Origin of the sequence: Burkholderia sp. BCC1208 (assembly GCF_902833095.1) — a bacterium.
Classification (GTDB): domain Bacteria; phylum Pseudomonadota; class Gammaproteobacteria; order Burkholderiales; family Burkholderiaceae; genus Burkholderia.
Window position 1 is genome coordinate 671,494 of sequence record NZ_CADFDY010000001.1, and the last position, 24,030, is coordinate 695,523.

A 24,030-nucleotide genomic window follows, 5' to 3' on the forward strand; every position below is an offset into this window, starting at 1 on the left:
GTGAAGCCGCGCTTTTAGCGGATAATACGCGTCTTCTTCGCGCGGCTGCGGCCCCTTTTCAGGCCCAAGCCGCGATTTTACGTGGTTTCGGCGCACGTCTGACGCGGTAACTTTCCGCGATCGCTTTTCAGGCAGCGCGCCCTTATTAAGATTTAGACATTTCCATGCCCGCCCTTTCGCTTTCTCCCGCCGAGCGCTCCGCGCTGCGCTCCCAGGCCCATGCGCTCAAGCCCGTCGTGCTGATCGGTGCCGAAGGGCTGACCGACGCCGTGCTGAAGGAAATCAAGGTGCACCTCGACGCGCATCAGTTGATCAAGATCCGCGTGTTCGGCGACGAACGCGACGCACGCGTCGCCATCTACGACGAGATCTGCGACCGCCTGAGCGCGGCGCCGATCCAGCACATCGGCAAGCTGCTGGTGATCTGGAAGCCCGAGGCCGCGGTTGCCCCGACCCGCGGCCGTCGTGCCGGTGCGCTGCCGAGCGCGGCCGAAGTCGTCGACGACCGCAAGGGCCGTGCACCGCGCACCGTCAAGGTCGTCAAGGTGTCGCCGAACGCGAGCCCCGTGCGCCGCCCGAAGCCGACGAAGGTCGTCGTGCGCGGCAACGAACGCGTGACCGCGGGCGGTACCGTGAAGCGTGCGAAAAAGCGCCAGGCCAGCACCAAGCGGCCGTTCCAGGACAAGTAAAACGCCCGTGCGGCACGGATTCCCGTGCCGCCTGCCCGGCGCGTCGCTCAGGCGTCGCGCGCCGGCAGACGCCAGATCAGCATCAGCCCCAGCACGCTCTCGACAAGATAGAACACGCTCGAGACGCCGTGCAGCATCCCGAAGCGGCTCGCATACGGCGAATTCGCGATATCGGTGCCCGCATCCATCGCGGCCACCCGCAGCGCATTCATGAACGGCTGCAGCGCGAAATACCCGACCAGCACGCACACGACCATCGCGGCGACGATCCAGCGCACGCGGCGATATTCGTCGCTGCCGCGCCGCACCTGCTGGTTCGACAACGCGAGCAGCAGCACGCCGCACACGACGCCGAGGATCGCCTCGATACGGAACAGCTGGGCGGCGACCGAACCGGCCGTCATCCGCTCCAGCGTCTTGAACAATACGGGGGCGACCGCATACCCGATCGTCAGCAGGCTGCCGACCCATACGGCCGACAGCAGACGGAACACGCGATGCGGCATCACGTCGCCCCGCTTCAGACGTAGCTGACCGAGATGATTTCGTACTCGCGCACGCCGCTCGGCGCCTGCACGGCCGCGACGTCGCCTTCGGACTTGCCGATCAGCGCACGCGCGATCGGCGAGCTGACCGAGATCAGGCCGTGATCGATATCGGCTTCGTCGTCGCCGACGATTTGATACTTGACGGTATCGCCCGACTCGAGATCCTCGAGTTCGACCGTCGCGGCGAACACCACGCGGCCGTCGGCGTCGAGCACCGTGGGATCGATGATTTGCGCGGCGGACAGCTTGGATTCGAGCTCCGCGATACGACCCTCGATGAAGCCCTGTTTTTCCTTTGCGGCATCGTATTCGGCGTTTTCGGACAGGTCGCCCTGTGCGCGGGCCTCCGCGATCGCGTTGATCACGGCCGGCCGCTCGACGGACTTGAGGCGCTGCAATTCATCGCGCAGTTGCTCTGCGCCACGCTTTGTCAACGGAATGGTGCTCATAAACGGCTCAATCGCTAAAAACGGCTATAAAAAAAATCACCGCGATTAAGCGCGCTTCCGATGCACTGGAAACACCGCCTAATCGCGGCACGTGTTGCTTCGACAGGTAACTGAACGCTTAGTTTAGGCGAGCGTGAAGACCTTGTAAATCATAGACTTCCAGATCCTTCAGGTAGCGCAAGCCCTCGACGGCCGCGCGCGCGCCCGACATCGTCGTGTAGTACGTGACCTTGTGCGCCTGCGCGCTCATGCGGATCGAACGCGAATCGGCGATCGCCTGGCGCGTCTCGTCGACCGTCGTGAACACGAGTGCGATCTCGCCGTTCTTGATCATGTCGACGATGTGCGGACGGCCGTCCTTCACCTTGTTCACGACCTTCACCGGCACGCCGGCCGCTTCGATCGCGGCAGCCGTGCCCTTGGTGGCGACGATCGGGTAGCCGAGGTCGTGCAGCATGCGCGCGACTTCGACGGCCTTCGGCTTATCCGCGTCCATCACGGTCAGCAGCACCGTGCCCGACTCCGGCAGGCGCGAACCGGCCGCGAGCTGCGACTTGAACAGCGCTTCGCCGAACGTCTGGCCGACGCCCATCACTTCGCCGGTCGAACGCATTTCAGGCCCGAGGACCGGATCGACGGTCGGGAACTTGACGAACGGGAACACCGCTTCCTTCACGCTGAAGTACGGCGGCTCGACTTCCTTCGTCACGCCCTGCTGCGCGAGCTTCTGGCCGACCATCGCGCGCGCCGCGATCTTCGCGAGCGGCAGGCTGGTCGCCTTCGACACGTACGGCACCGTGCGCGACGCGCGCGGGTTCACTTCCAGCACGTAGATGACGTCCTGCTTCGAACCATCCGCCTGCGGTACCTGCTGGATCGCGAACTGCACGTTCATCAGGCCGACCACGTTCAGCGCCTTCGCCATCGCGCCCGTCTGGCGCTTCAGCTCGGCCACGGTTTCCTTCGACAGCGAATACGGCGGCAGCGAGCACGCCGAGTCGCCGGAGTGAACGCCCGCCTGCTCGATGTGCTCCATCACGCCGCCGATGAACACGGCTTCGCCGTCGCAGATGCAGTCGACGTCGCACTCGATCGCGTCGTTCAGGAAGCGGTCGAGCAGCACCGGCGAATCGTTCGACACCTTCACGGCCTCGCGCATGTAGCGCTCGAGGTCGCGCGGCTCGTGGACGATTTCCATCGCGCGGCCGCCGAGCACGTACGACGGACGCACGACCAGCGGATAGCCGATTTCGTCGGCCAGCGCGAGCGCTTCGTCCTCGGCGCGGGCGGTGCGGTTCGGCGGCTGGCGCAGGCCCAGGTCCTGCAGCAGCTTCTGGAAGCGTTCGCGGTCTTCGGCCGCGTCGATCATGTCCGGCGACGTACCGACGATCGGCACGCCGTGCGCCTCGAGGTCGAGCGCGAGCTTCAGCGGCGTCTGGCCGCCGTACTGGACGATCACGCCGACCGGCTTTTCCTTGTCGACGATTTCGAGCACGTCCTCGAGCGTCAGCGGCTCGAAGTACAGGCGATCGGACGTGTCGTAGTCGGTCGACACCGTTTCCGGGTTGCAGTTGACCATGATCGTTTCATAGCCGTCCTCGCGCATCGCGAGCGCCGCGTGCACGCAGCAGTAGTCGAACTCGATACCCTGGCCGATCCGGTTCGGGCCGCCGCCCAGCACCATGATCTTCTTGTTCGTGGTCGGCTGCGCCTCGCACTCTTCCTCGTAGGTCGAGTACATGTAGGCCGTTTTCGTCGCGAACTCGGCCGCGCACGTGTCGACGCGCTTGTAGACCGGGCGCACGTTCAGTTCCACGCGGCGCTTGCGGACGTCTTCCGGCGTCGCGCCGAGCAGCTTCGCGAGGCGGCGGTCGGAGAAGCCGCTCTGCTTCAGGTAGCGCAGCTCGTCGAACGTCAGCGACGCGAGCGTGCGGCCACCGAGCGCCTTTTCCTTCAGGATGATCTGCTCGATCTGCTCGAGGAACCACGGGTCGATCGCGGTTTCCGCGAAGATTTCCTCGGCCGTCATGCCGATACGGAACGCATCGCCGACGTACCAGATGCGGTCCGGGCCCGGCTCGTGGATCTCGATCGCGATCTCGTCGCGGTTGGTCGACTTCTCGTCGAGGCCGTCGACTCCGACTTCGAGGCCGCGCAGCGCCTTCTGGAACGATTCCTGGAACGTGCGGCCGATCGCCATCACTTCGCCGACCGACTTCATCTGCGTGGTCAGGCGCGAATCGGCCTCGCGGAACTTCTCGAACGCGAAACGCGGGATCTTCGTGACGACGTAGTCGATCGTCGGCTCGAACGACGCCGGCGTCTGGCCGCCGGTGATTTCGTTCTTCAACTCGTCGAGCGTGTAGCCGACCGCCAGCTTCGCTGCGACCTTCGCGATCGGGAAGCCGGTGGCCTTCGACGCGAGCGCCGACGAACGCGACACGCGCGGGTTCATCTCGATGACGACCATGCGGCCGTCCTTCGGGTTGATCGAGAACTGCACGTTCGAGCCGCCCGTGTCGACGCCGATCTCGCGCAGCACCGCGAGCGATGCGTTACGCAGGATCTGATACTCCTTGTCGGTGAGCGTCTGCGCGGGCGCGACCGTGATCGAGTCGCCGGTGTGCACGCCCATCGGGTCGAGGTTTTCGATCGAGCAGACGATGATGCAGTTGTCGGCGCGGTCGCGCACGACTTCCATCTCGTATTCCTTCCAGCCGAGCAGCGACTCTTCGATCAGCAGCTCGCGCGTGGGCGACAGGTCGAGACCGCGCTTGCAGATTTCCTCGAACTCTTCGCGGTTGTACGCGATGCCGCCGCCCGAGCCGCCGAGCGTGAACGACGGGCGGATCACGATCGGGTAGCCGCTGCCGCCCGTCTCCGCCATGATTTCGGCGTGCACCTTGGTCGCTTCTTCCATCGAATGCGCGATGCCCGACTTCGCGGAGCCGAGACCGATCTTGGTCATCGCTTCCTTGAACTTCTGGCGGTCTTCGGCCTTGTCGATCGCTTCCGGCGACGCGCCGATCAGCTCGACGCCGAACTTCTCGAGCACGCCGTGGTGGTGCAGGTCGAGCGCGCAGTTCAACGCGGTCTGGCCGCCCATCGTCGGCAGGATCGCGTCCGGGCGCTCCTTCTCGATGATGCGCGCGACGACTTCCCACGTGATCGGCTCGATGTAGGTCACGTCGGCCGTGTTCGGGTCGGTCATGATCGTCGCCGGGTTGCTGTTGACGAGAACGACCTTGTAGCCCTCCTCACGCAACGCCTTGCAAGCCTGCGCGCCCGAATAGTCGAACTCGCACGCCTGGCCGATGATGATCGGGCCGGCGCCGATGATGAGGATGCTCTTGATGTCTGTGCGTTTTGGCATGGCTTGTGAATTCAATAAGTAATCGTTGTCGTGGGTCGGCCGGCGGCGCTCAGCTCATGGTCGCGAGCGCAAGCTTCACCGAGAAACCGATGAACAGGCCGCCCACGCTGCTCGCCGCGCCTGCCGCGAGCTTGCGGCGGCGGCGGAAATGCTCGGCGAGCCGCGCCCCCGCGAAGATCAGCGTGCTCAGGTACAGGAAGCTCGCGCATTGCGCGATCGCCCCGAGCACGACGAACGACAGCGCGGGATGCGGGAATGCCGGGTCGACGAACTGGATGAAGAACGAGATGAAGAACAGGATCGCCTTCGGATTCAGCAGGCTCACGATCAGCGCCTTGCGGAACGGCTTGTCGAAAGACTGCTCGCCGTCGACCGTACGCGGCGCGTCGGCCGGCGCATGGGCCGGCGTGCGCAGCTTTTGCCACGCGCTGCGCAGCATGCCGGCACCGATGTAGAGCAGATACGCGGCGCCGCCGTACTTGACGACGGAGAACAGCAGCGGATTCGCCTTCAGCAGCGACGCGACGCCCGCGGCGGACAGCACCATCAGCACGGTATCGCCGACGAACACGCCGCAGGCCGCGCGATAGCCGGCCTTCACGCCGCGCTGCGCGGCGAGCGACAGCACGTACATCGAGTTCGGCCCCGGCAGCAGGATGATGAAGATCACGCCGAACACGTAGGTCCAGATATCCGTGATGCCGAGTGCGTGGCCGAACATGATGTGAATCTCCCGTCCTTCGGTTGCGTCGATGACGTTAAGCGTTGCGCTGCTTCGCCGCGTCCATCAGCGCGGTGAAACGGTCGAACAGGTAGCCGATGTCGTGCGGGCCGGGCGACGCTTCCGGGTGGCCCTGGAAGCAGAACGCCGGCTTGTCGGTCAGCTCGAAGCCCTGCAGCGTGCCGTCGAACAGCGATACGTGCGTCACGCGCGCGTTGGCCGGCAGCGAATCGGCATCGACCGCGAAGCCGTGGTTCTGCGACGTGATCACGACTCGGCCGTCGCCGAGATCCTTCACCGGATGGTTCGCGCCGTGGTGGCCCGTTTTCATCTTGAGCGTCTTCGCGCCGACCGCGAGGCCCATGATCTGGTGGCCGAGGCAGATGCCGAAGGTCGGCACGCCGCGCTCGATGAATTCCTTCGTGGCCGCGATCGCGTAATCGCACGGCTCCGGATCGCCGGGGCCGTTCGACAGGAAGACGCCGTCCGGATTCAGCGCGAGCGCATCGGCCGCGCTGGCCTGGGCGGGCAGCACCGTCACGTGGCAGCCGCGCTGCGCGAGCATGCGCAGGATGTTGTACTTGACGCCGAAGTCGTACGCGACGACGCGATACTTCGGCGATTCCTGCATGCCGTAGCCGCCTTCGAGACGCCATTCCGTCTGCTTCCATTCGAACGGCTTCGTGGTCGACACGACCTTCGCGAGATCCATGCCGGCGAGGCCCTCGAACGAGCGCGCGAGCTCGATCGCCTTCGCTTCGTCATCGGAGCCCGTCAGGATGCAGCCGCTCTGCGCGCCCTTGTCGCGCAGGATGCGGGTCAGCTTGCGGGTGTCGATGCCGGCGATCGCGACGACGCCTTCGTCGCGCAGGTAGTCGCCGAGCGTGCGGTCCATGCGGAAGTTCGATGCGAGCGTCGGCAGATCGCGGATGATCAGGCCGGCGGCATGGACTTTCGTGGCTTCGACGTCTTCGGCATTGACGCCGACGTTGCCGATATGCGGATAGGTGAGCGTGACGATCTGGCGCGAGTAGCTCGGATCAGTCAGGATTTCCTGATAGCCGGTGATCGCGGTATTGAACACGACTTCGCCGATCGTATGGCCTTCGGCCCCGATCGAATAACCACGAAAGACCGTGCCGTCGGCGAGTGCAAGCAAGGCGGGAGAAAAAGACGGCAACACGGGAGGCTCCTTGGGGAACACCCTGCTGCCGACCTGTTTACCCTGCCGCGCGAGCGCCGCGCTGCGTGGGCGCGCGTGGTCGCTAGCTGGACGCGGCCTGCGTTGTCGAGACGCGAGCCCGGCGCGTGGCGCACGAGGCTTCGCGGCATCGCCCGGCAGGCGGCGTGCGGCGGATGAACGGGATGAATGAGGTAGGCGCTAGGGTGCGAGGTTGATCAGCACAAACTTTCAAATTATAGCCTGAAAATGGGCCTATCTTCAATTGCCATGGCCGTCCGACCGTGCGCGCGCCGCGCCCGGCAGCGTAACGCGACGTGCTGCGGCCCCGTTTTCGCGGCCGCCCTACCCGCCAGCGTACCGCCGGATCAGTGCGCTTGGCCAGTGCCGCGCGCGGGCCACGCGTACCAGACCGCGCTCGCGAGCTGCAGCGCGAGCAGCACGCCCCAGGCGGTGAAGTGCGCGGCCGCCGGATAACGGCCGTCGACCGCCGGCCAGTGCGACAGCACGGCACCGACGCCGATCTGGAACGCGAAGATCAGCAGGAAGATCACGAGCGTGAGCGTCGTGTTCGCGCGGCCGATCAGGTGAGCGGGAAAATGGCCGGCCATCACCGCGTAGGTCAGGATGCCCACGCCGCCGAACATCCCGTAGGCAGCCCACAGCACGGCGGGCGGCAACGCCACGCGCGCGACGATCGCGAGCTGCGTCGCGACGAACAGCGCCATGCCGATACCGCACGTTGCGTAGACCGACAGGCCGCGCCGCTCGAGCACGCGCGCCGCCGCGCCGAAGCCGACGCAGCCGGCCATCATCGCGAAGCCGAGCACCGACACGAGACGCGCGGCATGCGGCGCGTCGAACCCGCCGACGTCGCGCAGATACGGGCCGACCCACAGCGACTGCATCGCATAGAACACGCCCTGCGTGACGACGGAAAACGACGAGATCTTCCAGAACGCGCGGCTGCTCAGGATGTGCCATGTACCCTTGAACTGGCTGACGAGCCCGCCCTGATGGCGTGCCTGCTGCGCGTCGGGCGCTCCGAAGCCGATCGATGCCGCCACGACCACCGTCAGCGCCGCAAGGCCGACACAGATCATGCGCCAGCTCGTCCAGCCGAGCAGCCAGGTCAGCGGCGAGCCGACCATCACGCCGCCGAGGCCGCCCACGGCCATCACGAGACCGTTGACGAGCGGCAGCCGGCCGACCGGGAAATGCTGCGCGAGCGCCTTGAACGCCGCGCCGAGACACACCGATACGCCGACGCCGATCAGCAGCCGGCCGACCATCATCGTGCCGATGCCGTGCGCCGCGCCGAACACGGCCGCGCCGGCCGCCGCGAACAGCAGCATGCCGGCCGTCACGCGGCGCGGGCCGAAGTGGTCGAGCATGACGCCGGCCGGAATCTGCGCCCCCGCGAAGCCGAGGAAATAGAGGCTGGTGAGCAGGCCGAGATCGGCGGCCGACAGCCCGAGCTCGTGCGTGACGAACGGCGCGAAGCCCAGATTGACGCCGCGAAACACGTACGACACGAAATACCCGACCGAAAACAGCGCGAGCACCCTCACCTGCACCGACGACATCGCTTCCCCTTGTCATGAAGACGCGCGACGCAGCGCCGCCGCGTCGCGCACAAACGAAAACGCCGTCACCTCGGTGACGGCGTTTCGCCGAATTCGTCGGATGATAGCGCAACCGTGCGGGCCTCACCGGCCGCCACGCCGCGCGGCAGCCGCGCTTACTTCTTCTTGCCCTTGTGCGCGGCGGTCTTGGCCGGCGCGGCTTTCGCGGGCGCGGCCTTCGCCGACTTCGCCGACGATTTGGCGGCGCCGCGCTTGCCGCCGTGCGACTTGCCGCCCACCGCCAGGCTCGCGCGCTCGATGTGCGCACCGCCCGCCGACGTCGCGATCCGCTCCGGACCGGGTTCCGCCGGCACCGCACGGCCGACCGGCACGTGCAGCACGAGCGCCTGGCCCGGCATCGCGAGATCGCGGTGCGTACGGTTCCACGCCTTCAACTGGCCGACCGACACGCCGTAGCGGCCGGCGATCGCCGCCATCGACTGCTTGCGGCGCACGCGGATCAGCATCTTGCGGGTATCGGGGACGTCCGGCTCCATCGCGAGCGCGCCGTTTTCGGCGACGTCGGCGCTGATGTCCTCGTCGTCGTCATCGCCGCGCGGCACGACGATCGTCGAGCCCGGCTTCAGGCGCATGCCGGCCGGAATCTTGTTGACCGACATCAGCGTATCGGCGTCGACGCCGATCTTCTCGGCGATCGCGGCCGGGCGCGCACGCTCGCTGACCGTGTAGGTGGTCCACGACGACAACTGGCCGTTGTAGGCTTTCAGGTTCTTCTCGAACGCGGACGCGTTGTCGAACGGCAGCAGGATCTGCGGCTCGGTCGCGCCGAGAATCACCGGTTTCGAGAACGACGGGTTCAGCGAGCGGAACTCGTCGAGCGGCAGGTTCGCGAGCTTCGCGGCCACCGCCACGTCGATGTCGCGCGACGTCGTGACCGTCACGAAATACGGGTGGTTCGGGATATCGGGCAGCGACAGGCCGTACTGCTGCGGGCTCGCGATGATGTTCTTCACCGCCTGCAGCTTCGGCACGTAGTTGCGCGTCTCGTTCGGCATGCGCAGGCTCTGGTAGTCGGTCGGCAGGCCGGCCGCCTGATTGCGCGCGATCGCACGCTGCACGTTGCCTTCGCCCCAGTTGTACGCGGCCAGCGCCAGATACCAGTCGCCGAACATGTCGTGCAGGCGGGACAGGTAGTCGAGCGCGGCGCTCGTCGACGCGAGCACGTCACGGCGCTCGTCCTGCCACATGTTGCGCTTCAGGTTGTACGTGCGGCCGGTGCCGGGCATGAACTGCCACATGCCGGCCGCTTTCGCGACCGACAGCGCCTGCGGGTTGTACGCGGACTCGATGAACGGCAGCAGCGCGAGCTCGGTCGGCATGTGACGCGCCTCGAGCTCCTCGACGATGTGATACAGGTACTTCTGCGAGCGCTCGGTCATGCGCTGCACGTAATCGGGCCGCTGCGTATACCAGGTCGTCTGCATGTCGACGAGATCGCTCTGCAGGTCGGGCATCTGGAAGCCGCGACGGATGCGCGCCCAGAGATCGGAGTCCGCACTGGTCAGGTCGCCGACGGATTGCTTGTCGACGTCGACAGTTTCTTTGGCGGTGGCTGATTTACGGAGGTAGTTGGACGTCGCCTGCGAATCGGCGGCGTTGTTGGCGACAGGGGGCTGGCTCGCACAAGCGGCGAGTAGCAGCACCACCATCGCACTCAATATAAGTCGCATGAAAATCTCGGCTTCCGACGGCTGGAAATTGCAGGCGATACTACGGAAGTGCGTGCTTCACGTCAATAAAAACACCGAAAACTCAGCGAAATCCTACATTTGGAGCAATTTTTACAGACACCGCTTGAGCTTTTGGAGTCCTCCGGAAAACGTCATCGAAACCGGTTTTTCCATTCGCGCATCAGCGTGAACGCCGCCAGACGATCCGTCACCGTTTCGTGCAGCTCGGCCTCGAGCGTCGCATGGATCGCCGCGCTGTCGGCCCGCATGAACGGGTTAACGGCACGCTCGTGGGCGATCGTAGTGGGCAGCGTCGGCACGCCGCGCGCACGCAGTGCCTGCGCGTCGTCGCGCCACGCGGCGAGCGCCGCATTGCCGGGCTCGCACGCGAGCGCGAAGCGGATGTTCGACAGCGTGTATTCGTGTGCACAATGCACGCGCGTGTCGCCCGGCAGTGCCGCGAGCGCGTCGAGCGACGCGAGCATCTGCGCGGGCGTGCCTTCGAACAGGCGGCCGCAACCGCACGAGAACAGCGTGTCGCCGCAGAATACGTGCGGCACCGCATTGCCCTGCCCGGCCTGCTGAAAATATGCAATGTGGCCACGCGTATGACCCGGCACGTCGAGCACGTCGAATGCGACGGCCGGCGCGTCGAGCACCACGCGATCGCCGCCCGAAAGCGGCTGCGTGACCACGTCGATCGATTCGGCCGCGGGGCCGTAAACGGTGAGCGGAGCATCGGCCGGTTGGCTATTTCGCAGCCCCTCGACACCGCCGACGTGGTCGGCGTGGTGGTGCGTGAGTAAAATAGCGGTCAACCGCCAGCCTCGTTCGGCAAGAACCCGGCGTACGGGCGCGGCTTCACCCGGATCGACGGCGATCGCATCGCGGCCGTCCGAGACGAGCCAGATATAGTTGTCTTCGAATGCCGGAACCGGCACGTATTCCAGCTCGTTCATGGGCGCGCAATCATCGTTATGTCTGACCGTCAAATTATAGACTGGCCTGCCTGGACCGACTCGCCGCCCGGCCGCTACGTGCTGGGCTGGGAACAGGCGCAGCTCGACCGGATCGTGTCCGACGTCTTCGGCTTCCACGCGCTGCAGCTCGGCCTGCCGCAGCTCGATGCGCTGCGCGAGAACCGCATGCCGTATCGCGGCCTGGTGCTCGACCCGGCGAGCGGCGCGAGCGCGCCGTATCAGTATCCGTGGGCGCGCAAAGCGCACACGGGGGCCCACGCGCCTGCCGATCGCAGCACGACCTGGTGCGACCTGCTCGACCTGCCGTTCGAGTCGCAGAGCGTCGACCTGATCGTGATGCCGCACACGCTCGAATTCACGTCCGACCCGCACCGCCTGCTGCGCGAGGCCGAGCGCGTGCTGATGCCGGAAGGCCAGCTCGTGATCACCGGCTTCAATTCGCTCAGCCTGTGGGGCATGCGGCAGTCGTTCGGGCGCATGGCGAACCGCCCGTTCGTGCCGGCCACGCGCGACCAGATCGCGTTCATCCGGCTCAAGGACTGGATCAAGCTGCTCGGCTTCGACCTCGAACGCGGCCGCTTCGGCTGCTACCGGCCGCCGCTCGCCACCGACCAGTGGCTGGCCCGCTACGGCTTCATGGAGGCCGCCGGCGACCGCTGGTGGCCGATCTTCGGCGCCGTCTACATGGTGACGGCCGTCAAGCGCGTGCGCGGCATGCGCCTCGTCGGCCAGATCAAGATGAAGAAGCCCGTGCTCGCACCGGGCCTGACGCCGGCGGCCTCCCCGACCACCCACCAAGAACGTTCATGACAACCGACACCATCGACATCTATACCGACGGCGCCTGCAAGGGCAACCCCGGCCCCGGCGGCTGGGGCGCACTGCTGCGCTACGGCGATCAGGAAAAGGAACTGTTCGGCGGCGAGCCGAACACGACCAACAACCGCATGGAGCTGATGGGCGTGATCGCCGCGCTCGAAGCGCTCAAGCGGCCGTGCCGGGTGATCGTGCATACCGACTCGCAATACGTGCAGAAAGGCATCAGCGAGTGGATCCACGGGTGGAAGAAGAAGGGCTGGGTCACCGCGGCGAAGACGCCCGTGAAGAACGCCGACCTGTGGAAGCGGCTCGACGCGCTCGTCGTGCAGCACGAGATCGAGTGGCGTTGGGTCAAGGGCCACGCGGGCCATCCCGAGAACGAGCGGGCCGACGCGCTCGCGAACCGCGGCGTCGAATCGCTGGCCGCCTGAACGCCGGCCGCCCTCTCCCGTTTTCCTTGCTTTTCCCGACATGCGCCAGATCATTCTCGATACCGAAACCACCGGCCTGAACGCCCGCACGGGCGACCGCCTCATCGAAATCGGCTGCGTCGAGCTGCTGAACCGGCGGCTCACCGGCAATAACCTGCATTTCTACGTGAACCCCGAGCGCGACAGCGATCCGGGCGCACTGGCGGTGCACGGCCTCACGACCGAATTCCTCAGCGACAAGCCGAAATTCGCGGAAGTCGCCGATCAGATCCGCGACTTCGTGAAGGGCGCCGAGCTGATCATCCACAACGCGCCCTTCGACCTTGGCTTCCTCGACGCCGAATTCGCGCGGCTCGGCCTGCCGCCGTTCAGCGAGCATTGCGGCGGCGTGATCGACACGCTGGTGCAGGCCAAGCAGATGTTCCCCGGCAAGCGCAATTCGCTCGACGCGCTGTGCGACCGTTTCGGCATCAGCAACGCGCACCGCACGCTGCACGGCGCACTGCTCGACTCGGAGCTGCTCGCGGAGGTGTATCTCGCGATGACGCGCGGTCAGGACAGCCTCGTGATCGACATGCTCGACGACGCGGGCGCCGACGGCGGCACCGCGAACGGCAAGCGCGTGTCGCTCGCCGCGCTCGATCTGGCCGTGGTGGCCGCGAGCGACGACGAGCTTGCCGCGCACCAGGCTCAGCTCGACGAGCTCGACAAGTCGGTCAAGGGCGCCTGCGTGTGGCGCCGGTCCGCCGATACGGACACCGCCGAAGCAGCCTGACGCATGCGGCCCGCGGCCCGCGCCGCGGCCGCGCTCACGCGCGCGGCTGCAGCGCGATGACGGCCATCCCGCCGAGCGCGAGCACCGCGCCGGCCACGTCCCAGCGGGTCAGCGCGACGCCGTCGACCACCCGCAGCCAGATCAGCGCCACCGCGATGTACACGCCGCCGTACGCGGCGTAAGTGCGCCCCGCCGCGCTCGGGTGGAGCGTCAGCAGCCACGCGAACAGCGCGAGCGACACCGCGGCCGGCACCAGCAGCCAGGCCGGGCGCCCGGCCTTCAGCACGAGCCACGGCAGATAGCAGCCGACGATTTCGGCCAGCGCGGTAGCGGCGAACAGCGCCGCGATCCTCATCAATTCGGTCATCCGGTTCCTCGCGAATTCAGCCCCGTCGCGGCGGGCGGAACGGCCGCGCCGCGCGCCGCCGATCATACCCGAGCGGGCCGGGCCGAATGCCCCGCCAGACGGGCGAGTCCGGGCAATTTGCACGATCATCCGTCATCGTGCTATCATGTCGCCTGTTTCAACATTCAATCTCTGTCTTTTCGATTTTGAGGGAAGTCCGTCCGCACGATGCTGGCCGGCGCCTCGATCGAAATGCATCCACAGGAAAGCCCGCCCGACAGGCCCGCTTTTCTCGTTTCGTTGCCCCTCCGGGGCGTTGCCGGAACGCCGGACCCTCGTCCGCACCGGCATCTGCCGCCTGCATCACGCGGCCCATTCTTCATGAGCGCACTGTCGCGACGGCCCATCGGGCCCGCGTCGAAGCAGCCCCTCGGCCCTTTGCTGCCCCTTGCGCAGTAAGTGCTTGATGGTCTGCCCCGACGCGCCGCACGCGACCCCGCGCTCGCCGGCAAACCGTGTCGGACGGCCTGCCCGTTCCGGCGCTGTCAAAGGAGTGCATGACCTTGACCGCAACACACGTCAGCCCGACCGCTGTCTCTTCCTCCGCTTCGTCGTCCGCCGAAGCCCCGCTCGCCGTGGACGACATCACCGTCGTCGACCAGAGTCTGCTCAAGCGCGCCGTCAGCGCGATGGCCATCGGCAATGCGATGGAATGGTTCGACTTCGGCGTCTACAGCTATATCGCCGTCACGCTCGGCAAGGTGTTCTTCCCGTCCAGCAGCCCGTCCGCGCAGTTGCTCGCCACCTTCGGCACGTTCGCGGCCGCATTCCTCGTGCGCCCGCTCGGCGGCATGGTGTTCGGCCCGCTCGGCGATCGCATCGGCCGCCAGCGCGTGCTCGCCGCCACGATGATCATGATGGCCGCCGGCACCTTCGCGATCGGCCTGATCCCGAGCTATGCGTCGATCGGCATCATGGCGCCCGTGCTGCTGCTCGTCGCCCGCCTCGTGCAGGGCTTCTCGACCGGCGGCGAATACGGCGGCGCGGCCACCTTCATCGCCGAGTTCTCGACCGACAAGCGCCGCGGCTTCATGGGCAGCTTCCTCGAATTCGGCACGCTGATCGGCTATGTGCTGGGCGCGGGCGTCGTCGCGCTGCTCACCGCGTCGCTGTCGCAGGAAGCGCTGCTGTCGTGGGGCTGGCGCGTGCCGTTCCTGATCGCCGGCCCGCTCGGCCTGATCGGTCTCTACATCCGGATGAAGCTCGAGGAAACGCCCGCGTTCAAGCGCCAGGCCGAAGAGCGCGAAGCGCAGGACAAGGCCGTGCCGAAGGCGCGCTTCCGTGAAACGCTGTTGCGCAACTGGCGTGCGCTGCTGCTGTGCGTCGGCCTCGTGCTGATCTTCAACGTGACCGACTACATGGTGCTGTCGTACCTGCCGAGCTTCATGTCGTCGACGCTGCATTTCGACGAATCGCACAGCCTCGTGCTCGTGCTGATCGTGATGGTGCTGATGATGCCGATGACGCTGTACGCCGGCCGCCTGTCGGACAAGGTCGGCCGCAAGCCGGTGATGCTCGCCGGCTGCGTCGGCCTGCTGGTGCTGTCGGTTCCGTCGCTGATGCTGATCCATGCGGGCACCACGGCGTCGGTGTTCGGCGGCCTGCTGATTCTCGGCGTGCTGCTGTCGTGCTTCACCGGCGTGATGCCGTCGGCGCTGCCCGCGCTGTTCCCGACCGAGATCCGTTACGGCGCCCTCGCGATCGGCTTCAACGTGTCGGTGTCGCTGTTCGGCGGCACGACGCCGCTCGTCACCGCGTGGCTCGTCGAGGTCACGCACAACCTGATGATGCCGGCGTACTACATGATGGGCGCCGCGTTGATCGGCGTCGTGTCGGTCGTCGCGCTCGCCGAAACCGCGCGCCAGCCGCTGAAGGGCTCGCCGCCGGCCGTCGCGACGCGCCGCGAAGCGCACCAGCTCGTGCGCCAATTGCGCGAAGACGACGACGAGTCGGAAATCTACGGCGTCGCGACTCCCGCACGCGCGTGAGCGTCGCCCAATGAAAAAGCCCCGGCCGAAGCCGGGGCCCGATCGAATCCGATCCGCCCGACCGGCTTGCGCCGGCCGGGCTTTTTTTCATCCGCGTGCCGCGAACGTGCTCATGCGTGCGCTTCGCAGTGACGGCAGAAGATCAGTGCGCGCGACCGCGACACGGCCGCCTGCGCACCGCGCGCCGCGACGATCAGCCCGACCTGGCCGAGATTGAAATCGCGCTCGACCATCAACTGCGTCAGCGCGGCAAGCGGCAACAACACGGACGGGTGGTACAGGCTCGATTCGATCAGGGCTTTCATCATCGGCTCCATCTGGCAATGCGTGATTCGATGGAGTGGATTCTAGGGATCGGTCGCCTCCGGATAAACAGCGCGAATGCGAAGTCACTTGTCAGCCGTCGAGAACAATCGGCAGCGGCTTGCCGGACAAGGGCGAGCGGCGTCCGACATCGATGTGCGACGGCCCGGCGGGCCGCCGCGAAGCCCAGGGCCCGTTCACGCTGATAACGGACGTGCGCTGGCCCTAGCCAAGCGGCGTTTCGGCGAAGGCCGGCAGCGCTTCCGCCCGCGCGGAATGCGCGGCGAGCGCCGGATAACGGGCCGGATCGATCCGGGCGAGCGCCGGGTAATCGGCGGCCATGAACTGCGTGAAGCGCCACGCCACCGCGACCGTCACGTCGGACTGCAGCAGCCGCGCGCCGCCGAACCAGCCGTTCGCGGCCGCGACCAGCGGCTCCAGTGCGCCGTATGCGGCTTCGAGCTGGCTCAGCACGCGGTCGACCCACGGTTCGTGCTGCTTGTCCGACGGCCGCAGCGCATGCTCGTAGACGACCTGCACGGTTTTCTCGGCAGCGGCCAGCGCGAATCCGATCGGCACCAGCGCGCGCAGCCGGGCATCGACGGCGGCGGGCAACAGGCGCCGCTCCGGCGCGGCCAGGTGGTCGAGATAGTCGACGATCAGCGACGAATCGATCAGGGTCGCGCCGCCGTCGGTCACGAGTGTCGGCGCCTTGACGACCGGGTTGACCGCCCTGAACCGCTCGACCTGACGAAACACCGAGATCGACTCGTGTTCGAACGGCAGGTCGAGCAGCTTCGCCGAAATGGCGACGCGGCGCACGAACGGGGAATCCAGCATGCCGATCAGTTTCATCGCAAACGCTCCGCTTCGAGGGAATGGAACCGACGACTGTAGCAGCGTCGCGCGGCAGCGCCTAGCGTGCCCGTGCGCCTGACGCGCATCGGCCAGCCGCGCATCGGGCTCGCACTGCCCGTCCACTGTGACCATAATGCAGATTCACGCTCGTTCCGCCCCAGGGTCCGCCATGTGGTATGCCGTCGTCGAGCAGCAGCGGGAATGGATGCGCGCATGGCGCGCGGCGACGCGATACGCGTTCGATGCGTGGCCCGCGGCGTCGCTGCCGCATGCCGCATCGTCGTGCTACGACGACCTGTTCGAACCGCTGCTCGGGCCGCAGACCGCGCCGCCGGGCTTCGACCTCGCGTGGCCGGGCGTCAGCGAGCAGGTCGTCACGCACACGCCGTTTTGCGACTTGCGGCGCTTCGCGCATGCCGACGCGCGCCGCACGGTGCTGCTGTGCGCGCCGCTCGTCGGGCATGCGGCCGTGATGATGCGGGAAACCGTCGAAACGCTGCTCGCCGATGGCGACGTCTGTGTGACCGACTGGTGCAATGCGCGCGACGTGCCGCTCGCGGCCGGCCGTTTCGGGCTCGACGAATACGTCGCGATGCTCGACGGCTTCGTCGACACCCTCCAGCGCGACGATCGGCCGCTGCACGTCGTCGCCGTGTGCCAGGCCACCGTACCGGCGCTCGGCGCACTCGCGCTGCGTGCCGCGCGCGGCCTCGCGCCGCCCGCGAGTATCACGCTGATCGGCGGCCCGCTCGACGCGCGGCTGAATCCGAGCGCACTCGGCACCGCGGCAGCCGCCCATTCGCTCGACTGGTGCCGGCGCCACCTGATCGACATCGTGCCGCCCGGCTTCGCGGGGCATGGCCGCCACGTGTTCCCGACCTATCTGCAACAGGGCGAGATCGCGCTCCTGTATCCGCAGCGCTTCCTGACGCTGGTCGAAACCTATGCGCTGGCCGCATCGCGCTTCGACATGACCGGGCTCGCCGACGCCCGGCGGGCACTGCGCGAATACACGGCGCTGCTCGACATGCCGGCCGACTATTTTCTCGACACGGTCGACGTCGTGTTCCAGCGCATGCTGCTCGCGACCGGCGCGTGGCACGTGCACGGCCGGCGCGTCGAACCCGCCGCGCTGCGCGACGTCGCGCTGCTGACCGTCGAAGGCGCCCGCGACACGGTCACGGGCGCCGGGCAGACCCATGCGGCGCTCGGCCTGTGCAGCGGGCTCGCGGCCGACGAGCGCCATCGCGTCGACATCGACGATTGCGATCACTACGGGTTGTTTACGGGGCCACGCTGGCACGGCAACGTCCATCCGGCGCTGCAGCGCGTGTTCGCGCTGGCGGAAGCCCGCCGACCGCGCTCGCGCCGGATCCGTCGGACGTGACGCCGCGTCACGAGCACGCCGCATCGAGCAGCGCACGCACTTCAGCATCGCTCGTCTGCTCGAAGCGCGCGTAGAACTGGCTGATCCCGAAGAACCGGGACGGCTGCGACACCGTGACGAACGCGTCCGCCAGGCCGTCGAACGCGTGCGCGGCGCCCGCCGGCGCGACCGGCACCGCCGCGACGATGCGCGCCGGGTGGCGCTCGCGCAGCGCCTGCAGCGCGACGCGCATCGACGCGCCGGTCGCGACACCGTCGTCGACGACGATCGCGATGCGTCCGTCCACCGCGCGCGGCGGCACCGCGCCGCGGTACAGCGCTTCGCGGCGTTGCAGTTCGGCCGTCTCGCGCGCGATCACGTCGGCGAGCTGCGCATCGGATACGTCCATCGCGCGGATCACCGAACGTTGCAGATGAATCACGCCGCCCGTCGCGATCGCGCCCATCGCGAGTTCGGGGTCGAACGGCACACCGAGCTTGCGCACGACCAGCACGTCGAGCGGCGCGCGCAGCGCGCACGCGACCGGATACGCGACGGGCACGCCGCCGCGCGGCAACGCGAGCACGACTACATCGCTTCGCCCCGCGTATTCGCGCAACGCGTCGGCCAGTTGGCGGCCGGCATCGGCGCGATCGGCAAAACTGCTTTCGGTCACGATCGGCTCCCTGCCGTTGCGCCGGGTGCGCAACCCGCGCCGGCGCCTGTCAACGAGGATGGTTCATCGTTCGCGCCGATGCAAGCAGGGTCACACCGGCGCGCACCGCGCCGTAGGAAGGGTCAGAGGCCGCCGGCCTGCCGGTACAGCCGCCAGAACGACTGCGCGTAGGACTGCGCGAGTTCGGGCGCGCGCCGGAACACGTTCATCGTGTCGGCCTGCTCGGCCGCGCCGTCGGACAGGGTCGTCAACGCGACGCTGTCGTCGACGATCGCGAAGCGCGACGCGGGGCCGCCGTGCCGGGAATCGATCGCGACGTCGATCCCCGCGGATTTCAGATAGCCGGCGCCGCTGTACCTGCCCGCACGCGGCGGGCGCACCAGCACGACGCGCACTTCGATCCCGCGCGCGCGGGCCGAGCGCAGCGCGCTCGCGACAGCCGGCGGCACCTGCGTATAGCCGGCCAGCAGCACGCGGCGCTGCGCCTGTTCGATCAGATCGACGGTCGCGTCGGCCGCTGCGTTGTCATACGAAAAGTACGTGCCGACCGAGGCGGCGTCGGACGGAATCTGGCTGGCGTGGACGCTCGTCGCGCAGCAGAACGCGGCGAGCAGGAAGGCGGCTGGTCTCATGGCGGGCGCCATTGTAGCGACGCCAATTCGCGTGGCAAGGGGCGGCTGCGACGCTGCTGCGCCGGCGCAACACCCGGTGCGAAACCGGTGCCCGGCGACCGTGTTTTCAGCCGAGTTTCAGCCCCGCCGATCAGCCGGCCGCGACGCGCGCGAGCCAGCTCGTCACGCCTTCGACGGAACGGAAATCCGCAAGGCTGCGCGCCGGCAGCGCGGGATACGCGCCAGCGGCCATCTCGGCCAGCGCGCGTCCGGGGCCGAGCTCGAGAAACGCGGTTGCGCCGGCCTCCACGCACGCGGCGAGACAGGCCGCCCACTCGACCGGCTCGGCGATCTGCCGCGCGAGCTTGTCGAGGCCCGTGTCGACATCGAGCACCGACGCGCCGTCGATCCCCGAAAACAGCCGCGTGCCGGGCAACGGCCGGCGCACGGGCGTCGCGGCCAACGTCGCGCGGAACGCCGGCACGGCCGCCGCGAGCCGGCGCGTGTGCGATGCGATCCGCACGCAGACGGGCGCGACACGCAGCGCGCCGGCGCGCGTCGCCTCATCCGCCACGGCATCGACATCGGCGTGCCGCCCCGCGACCACGAACGCATCGCCGGGGTTCGCGATCGCGATGGCCGCGTCGCGACCGTCGCACAGCTGCGCGAGCTGCGGGCGCGTCAGGCCGCGCACGAACACCATCCGCTCGTCGCCGCCGCTCGCGGCGTCCATCTCGCGTGCCCGCGCGGCGGCCAGATCGAGCGCATCGTGCGGGTCGATCATCCCCGCGACGCTCCACGAGCCGACCTCGCCGACGCTGTAGCCCGCGACGCAGCGCCGGCGCGGCCACACCGCATCGAGCAGCGCCGCCGCCGCGAGCGCCTGGACCGTGCAGAGGATCTGCGCGGCACGGTTTTCCTGCAGCGCGTCGGGCCCAGCCTGCCGGACCCACGCGCGCGGATCGTCGCCGAGCAGCCGGCCCGCATGCACGAACAGTGCGTCGGCCTGCGGCGCCGCCCCGGTCAGTTCGAACATGTCGGCGCGTTGCGCGCCCTGCCCCGAGCACAGGATGGCCAGCGTCATCGCGCGTCCCCTTCGGCTTCGAGCGCATCGACGAATACGCTCATCGCGAGCAGGTCGGCCGCGCCGCCCGGGCTCAGCCGGCGCGCGACGAACGCACGATGCGCGGCCGCCGCGCGCAGCCGCCAGTCGCGCGCCCGAACGCCGCCGCGCGCGACGAACGCGCGGGCCGTCGCGCGGGCGAAATCGAGGCCGTCCTGCCCGCCCCGATGCAGCAGATTCGTGTCGTCGAGCGCGGCGATCAGCGCGAAGCACGCGGCGACCCGCGCGGCTTCCGGATCGTCCGGCCGGTCGCGGCGGGCGCGGCGCAGCGCGGGCAGCCCGACCGCGTACACGGACGGGAAGCCGTCGGCCGCCTCGCGACGCGCCCCGCCGACACCGTAGCGGCGGCTGGCGCGCTCGCCGTGGCTGTCCGGCAAACGCGGGCCGCCGAGGATCTCGACGCCCCAGCGACCGGACACGAACGCACCGAGCGTGGTCCCGTCCGGCATCGCGCCCGGCAGCGCGCGCCGGCCGGCGGCCGCGCACAGCAGCCCGAGCCCGAAGATCGCGCCGCGATGCGTATTGACGCCGCCGGTCGCGGCGAGCATCGCGTGTTCGGCACGCAGGCCGATCTTGCGCAGCACGGCCATGTCGGCGTCGCGCGCGCCCGCGTCGGCGAGTTCCGCGAAGTACGGCCGCAGCACGGCGGCGCTGCGCGCGAACGTCGCGGCGTCCATGTCCGCGTGACTGCCGGTGTCGACGTGACTGACGAGGCCCGGCTTCGGATAGGTGTCGATCTCGAGCACGAGACTGCGCTCGGCCAGCGCGGCGATGCATTCGGCATCGGACGGCGCGGCGACGCGGCAGGCAGCCCGGGCGTTCATCGCGCGCCTCCGGTGAATGCGTCGGCGCGCATCAATTCGACGGTCATCGCGGTCTTCACCGCGACGTCGGGCGAGCGCGCGTGCAGTTCGCGCCAATTGACGCCCGCGCCGTCCTCGCGCAGCAGTTCGCCGTCGATGCGCATCGGCGCGCGCGCGTCGATCGCCGCGAGACCGTCGAGCAACGGCGCGAGCGATGCGGGATCGGGCAGCGGGAATACGATGTCGAGATCGGACGATGCGCTCAGGTAAGCCTCGCCGGTCAGCGCCTGCCACGCGAGGCTGCCGAACACGCGGCCCTGCACGCCGCAACGCGCGCCGAGCGCATCGAGCTCGTGCAGCGGCGCCTGCCATGCCGCCGGTGCGGCGGCGAGCACATCGGTCAATGTCGGCAGCGGACCGACCGTCGCGAGCGCGTCGGCGGCCGCGTTCAGCGCGATGCGCCGCTTGCCCGCCGACGGCGGCAGCGGCAGGCCGAGCGGCACGCGGCCGGCATCGGCTTCATCCGGCGACGCGCGACGCACGATCAGCGGCCAGCCGCGTCCGGCCCATGCGCGTACGAGCGGGTCGGCCGCGAGCGCGGGGTCGCGGGCGAATGCCGCGCCCCACCCGGCCGCCGTCAGCGTGACGAGCGTGTGGCGGCGCAGCGGCAGCTCAGCGTGCGGCACGCGCGAGCGCCTCGACGCGACCGGCGACGTCGGTCGCGACCGGCCGGCCGCGCGCCGCGCGCCCGTCGATGCGGTCGGCCGGCTTGCCGAGCCATTCGCCGACCTGTGCGTCGAGCGCGCGGGACGGATCGAGCACGGCGTCGACGGCGCCCATCTTCACGAGGTTGTCGAGCCCCGGCGCGAACACCGGTGTCGAACGCGCCATCTCCTTCAGCACGTCGATCGGGAGCTTGGTCACCCGCGACATCGACGGCAGGTCCATCACCTCCGGCTCGGCGCCCGGCACCGCGAGCAGCGTGCGCGTCGCGAGCGCGGTCGCGATGAATGCGCCAGCAGCCGTGTGGCCGTACAGCACGCCGATCGTCCGGTGCCCGGCGAGATCCGCGTGCATCAGGCACTTCGCGAGATGCGACAGCCCTTCGTTCAGGCCGAGCAATTCGTCGCGCTTGCTCATCCGCTGGCTGTCGCTGTCGACCAGCACGAGGATCGGCGTGTCGCCGCCGCGCGCGACCGTGTCGAGCACGCGCGACGCGAGCGTCAGCGCCTCGTCGATGCCGAACGGCAAGCGATCGGCAACGCCGATCACGTCGACGCGCGCGCCGGCCAGTTCCGCGTGGCCCGTCAGCAGCCCGCCATCACGCGCAATCGAATGGCCCGCGGGAAACAGCGAGTTCAGTACTTCATCGAGCGTCATGCTGGGACTCCTGCAGTTGATCGGCGAGCGTCGCGAATGCATCGTCGGACATGCCCGGAATCGCTTCCGGCGTGTCGGCCCCGAGCGTGCGCCACATGTCGAGCGCGTCCTTGCAGGCGCCGAACCGTTCGACCCGCGCTTCGAGGCGCGCCTGTTCGGCGCGCAGCATCGCCGCATCGAATGCCGGCGCGCGGCCGATCAGCTCGAGCGCGGCCGCGCGGAACGCGTCCGGCGTATCGGCCACGTAACGATCGGCGCCGCCGATCAGGCGTCGGTGCTTGCCGCCCATCGTGCGCCAGATCAGCGCGCGATCCTTCGAGTCGAATTCCTCGACGCCGCGATTGGTCTCGATCACTTCGGGGCCCGACACGCTGATGCGCCCCTGCTCCGACACCGCGAGCGCCGAACAGCACGCGGCGAGCAGGCCGCCGCCGCCGTAGCAGCCCGCGCGCCCGCCGATCAGCCCGATCACCGGCACGCCGGCCGCACGCGCTTCGACGAGTGCACGCATGATCTCGGCGATCGCGAGCTCGCCCGCGTTCGCTTCCTGCAGCCGCACGCCGCCCGTATCGAACAGGATCAGCACCGGCTTGCCGACTTCGCGCGCGGCGCGCAGCAACCCGGTGAGCTTCGCGCCGTGCACTTCGCCGAACGCACCGCCCATGAAGCGGCCCTCCTGCGCGGCGACCAGCACCGGCCGGCCGTCGAGCCGGCCGTGGCCGACCACCATCCCGTCGTCGAACTGCCGCGGCAGATCGAACAGCGGCAGGTGCGGGCTCGTCACGCGCTCGGCCGGCCCCAGGAATTCGCTGAAACTGCCCGCGTCGAGCAGCCCGTCGATGCGCTGCCGCGCCGATGCTTCATACCAGCTCGCCGCGTTCGCGACGAACGCCGGCGCGTCGTGGATCGCGTCGCTCATCATGCGTCTCCCTCGATCGCGCGCACGGCCTGGGCGAGCCGCAGCGACACCATGTCGGGGCGCGCGCCGCCGTCGTTGATCGACAGCCTCAGGCCGCCCGGCGTGCGCCGTTCGACGAAATCCGACACGACCGCCTGCCAGACCGCGCCGAAACCGACGGCCGCGGTGCGGACGTCGATCTCGCATTCGTTGCCCGGCAGCACGCGCTCGACCAGCACCTCGAGATTGCCGGACGCGACCACGCCGACGAGTGCCGCGGCCAGCTCGCCCTTCGCGCGTTCGCGCGCGGTGAAGCGATAGTTCAACTGTTCCATGC

Annotated in this window: 25 protein-coding genes; 6 read left to right on the top strand and 19 right to left on the bottom strand. The window is 68.5% G+C overall.

The genetic code is table 11. From position 1 onward, the window contains the following. The first annotated feature begins 164 nt into the window (after window positions 1–164). Window positions 165–689: a YhbY family RNA-binding protein gene (locus HWX09_RS03010; RefSeq protein WP_027784081.1), complete on the top strand. Its 525-nt coding sequence runs from the start codon at window positions 165–167 to the stop codon at window positions 687–689. 47 nt (window positions 690–736) lie between these two features. On the opposite strand, the gene HWX09_RS03015 is transcribed toward HWX09_RS03010, so the two are convergent. The 8 genes from HWX09_RS03015 to gloB all read right to left on the bottom strand — a co-directional run bounded on the left by HWX09_RS03015 (window position 737) and on the right by gloB (window position 11,235). Further along, window positions 737–1,195, bottom strand: a complete 459-nt coding sequence (locus tag HWX09_RS03015) for a DUF4149 domain-containing protein (protein ID WP_027784080.1) — start codon at window positions 1,193–1,195, stop codon at window positions 737–739. A 14-nt stretch (window positions 1,196–1,209) separates the two neighbouring features. After that, on the bottom strand, window positions 1,210–1,686 hold the full coding sequence (gene greA / locus HWX09_RS03020) for a transcription elongation factor GreA (RefSeq protein ID WP_027784079.1): 477 nt from the start codon (window positions 1,684–1,686) through the stop codon (window positions 1,210–1,212). Window positions 1,687–1,804: 118 nt separating this feature from the next. Beyond that, window positions 1,805–5,059 carry a carbamoyl-phosphate synthase large subunit gene (carB, locus tag HWX09_RS03025; protein WP_027784078.1) on the bottom strand — a complete coding sequence of 1,085 codons (3,255 nt, stop codon included), beginning with the start codon at window positions 5,057–5,059 and terminating at the stop codon, window positions 1,805–1,807. 49 nt (window positions 5,060–5,108) lie between these two features. After that, window positions 5,109–5,780, bottom strand: coding sequence for a leucine efflux protein LeuE (gene leuE, locus HWX09_RS03030; protein ID WP_027784077.1), 672 nt, complete (start codon window positions 5,778–5,780; stop codon window positions 5,109–5,111). 37 nt (window positions 5,781–5,817) lie between these two features. Next, a complete protein-coding gene (carA, locus tag HWX09_RS03035; RefSeq protein ID WP_027784076.1) occupies window positions 5,818–6,963 on the bottom strand; it encodes a glutamine-hydrolyzing carbamoyl-phosphate synthase small subunit in 1,146 nt (381 codons plus the stop codon). A 365-nt stretch (window positions 6,964–7,328) separates the two neighbouring features. Continuing rightward, window positions 7,329–8,546, bottom strand: coding sequence for an MFS transporter (locus HWX09_RS03040; protein ID WP_080681326.1), 1,218 nt, complete (start codon window positions 8,544–8,546; stop codon window positions 7,329–7,331). A gap of 155 nt (window positions 8,547–8,701) precedes the next feature. Further along, window positions 8,702–10,276, bottom strand: coding sequence for a transglycosylase SLT domain-containing protein (locus tag HWX09_RS03045; RefSeq protein ID WP_027784075.1), 1,575 nt, complete (start codon window positions 10,274–10,276; stop codon window positions 8,702–8,704). Window positions 10,277–10,428: 152 nt separating this feature from the next. After that, entirely contained in the window at window positions 10,429–11,235 is an 807-nt protein-coding gene (gene gloB, locus HWX09_RS03050; RefSeq protein ID WP_027784074.1) for a hydroxyacylglutathione hydrolase, read from the bottom strand. A gap of 18 nt (window positions 11,236–11,253) precedes the next feature. Here gloB and HWX09_RS03055 point away from each other — a divergent pair, with 18 nt between their 5' ends. From HWX09_RS03055 to dnaQ, 3 genes are read left to right on the top strand one after another with little or no spacing between them, the layout of a single operon-like run. Beyond that, window positions 11,254–12,066, top strand: coding sequence for a class I SAM-dependent methyltransferase (locus HWX09_RS03055; protein ID WP_027784073.1), 813 nt, complete (start codon window positions 11,254–11,256; stop codon window positions 12,064–12,066). Next, complete coding sequence (rnhA, locus tag HWX09_RS03060) at window positions 12,063–12,506, top strand: ribonuclease HI (RefSeq protein WP_027784072.1); 444 nt, start codon at window positions 12,063–12,065, stop codon at window positions 12,504–12,506. The genes HWX09_RS03055 and rnhA overlap by 4 nt, the downstream gene beginning before the upstream one ends. A gap of 40 nt (window positions 12,507–12,546) precedes the next feature. After that, window positions 12,547–13,281 (top strand): DNA polymerase III subunit epsilon, encoded by a 735-nt coding sequence (gene dnaQ, locus HWX09_RS03065; RefSeq protein WP_027784071.1) that lies wholly within the window; start codon window positions 12,547–12,549, stop codon window positions 13,279–13,281. 34 nt (window positions 13,282–13,315) lie between these two features. Here dnaQ and HWX09_RS03070 read toward each other — a convergent pair whose 3' ends face one another. Further along, entirely contained in the window at window positions 13,316–13,648 is a 333-nt protein-coding gene (locus tag HWX09_RS03070; RefSeq protein ID WP_027784070.1) for a YnfA family protein, read from the bottom strand. Window positions 13,649–14,184: 536 nt separating this feature from the next. On the opposite strand from HWX09_RS03070, the gene proP reads away from it, so the two are divergent. Continuing rightward, complete coding sequence (gene proP, locus HWX09_RS03075) at window positions 14,185–15,675, top strand: glycine betaine/L-proline transporter ProP (RefSeq protein WP_027784069.1); 1,491 nt, start codon at window positions 14,185–14,187, stop codon at window positions 15,673–15,675. A 110-nt stretch (window positions 15,676–15,785) separates the two neighbouring features. On the opposite strand, the gene HWX09_RS03080 is transcribed toward proP, so the two are convergent. After that, entirely contained in the window at window positions 15,786–15,983 is a 198-nt protein-coding gene (locus HWX09_RS03080; protein ID WP_034185467.1) for a hypothetical protein, read from the bottom strand. 220 nt (window positions 15,984–16,203) lie between these two features. Next, window positions 16,204–16,833 (bottom strand): glutathione S-transferase, encoded by a 630-nt coding sequence (locus HWX09_RS03085; RefSeq protein WP_027784067.1) that lies wholly within the window; start codon window positions 16,831–16,833, stop codon window positions 16,204–16,206. A 172-nt stretch (window positions 16,834–17,005) separates the two neighbouring features. On the opposite strand from HWX09_RS03085, the gene HWX09_RS03090 reads away from it, so the two are divergent. Further along, window positions 17,006–18,223: a polyhydroxyalkanoate depolymerase gene (locus HWX09_RS03090; RefSeq protein ID WP_027784066.1), complete on the top strand. Its 1,218-nt coding sequence runs from the start codon at window positions 17,006–17,008 to the stop codon at window positions 18,221–18,223. Window positions 18,224–18,230: 7 nt separating this feature from the next. Here the strand turns inward: HWX09_RS03090 and HWX09_RS03095 are convergent, their stop codons facing one another. The 8 genes from HWX09_RS03095 to mdcC all read right to left on the bottom strand — a co-directional run bounded on the left by HWX09_RS03095 (window position 18,231) and on the right by mdcC (window position 24,028). Beyond that, window positions 18,231–18,878, bottom strand: a complete 648-nt coding sequence (locus HWX09_RS03095; RefSeq protein WP_027784065.1) for a phosphoribosyltransferase family protein — start codon at window positions 18,876–18,878, stop codon at window positions 18,231–18,233. A gap of 122 nt (window positions 18,879–19,000) precedes the next feature. Next, window positions 19,001–19,522: a phospholipase D-like domain-containing protein gene (locus HWX09_RS03100; protein WP_027784064.1), complete on the bottom strand. Its 522-nt coding sequence runs from the start codon at window positions 19,520–19,522 to the stop codon at window positions 19,001–19,003. Between the two features lie 118 nt (window positions 19,523–19,640). After that, entirely contained in the window at window positions 19,641–20,573 is a 933-nt protein-coding gene (locus tag HWX09_RS03105) for an acyltransferase domain-containing protein (RefSeq protein ID WP_027784063.1), read from the bottom strand. Then, window positions 20,570–21,436, bottom strand: a complete 867-nt coding sequence (mdcB, locus tag HWX09_RS03110; RefSeq protein WP_027784062.1) for a triphosphoribosyl-dephospho-CoA synthase MdcB — start codon at window positions 21,434–21,436, stop codon at window positions 20,570–20,572. The genes HWX09_RS03105 and mdcB overlap by 4 nt, the downstream gene beginning before the upstream one ends. Further along, window positions 21,433–22,101 (bottom strand): malonate decarboxylase holo-[acyl-carrier-protein] synthase, encoded by a 669-nt coding sequence (gene mdcG, locus HWX09_RS03115; RefSeq protein WP_027784061.1) that lies wholly within the window; start codon window positions 22,099–22,101, stop codon window positions 21,433–21,435. Before mdcG ends, mdcB begins: the two co-directional genes overlap by 4 nt. Next, window positions 22,088–22,795: a biotin-independent malonate decarboxylase subunit gamma gene (mdcE, locus tag HWX09_RS03120; protein WP_027784060.1), complete on the bottom strand. Its 708-nt coding sequence runs from the start codon at window positions 22,793–22,795 to the stop codon at window positions 22,088–22,090. The genes mdcG and mdcE overlap by 14 nt, the downstream gene beginning before the upstream one ends. Beyond that, window positions 22,782–23,717: a biotin-independent malonate decarboxylase subunit beta gene (locus HWX09_RS03125; RefSeq protein ID WP_027784059.1), complete on the bottom strand. Its 936-nt coding sequence runs from the start codon at window positions 23,715–23,717 to the stop codon at window positions 22,782–22,784. Before HWX09_RS03125 ends, mdcE begins: the two co-directional genes overlap by 14 nt. Continuing rightward, the gene (mdcC, locus tag HWX09_RS03130) at window positions 23,714–24,028 is read right to left on the bottom strand and encodes a malonate decarboxylase acyl carrier protein (RefSeq protein ID WP_027784058.1); all 315 of its coding nucleotides are present in this window, start codon (window positions 24,026–24,028) and stop codon (window positions 23,714–23,716) included. The genes HWX09_RS03125 and mdcC overlap by 4 nt, the downstream gene beginning before the upstream one ends. Window positions 24,029–24,030 lie beyond the last annotated feature (2 nt).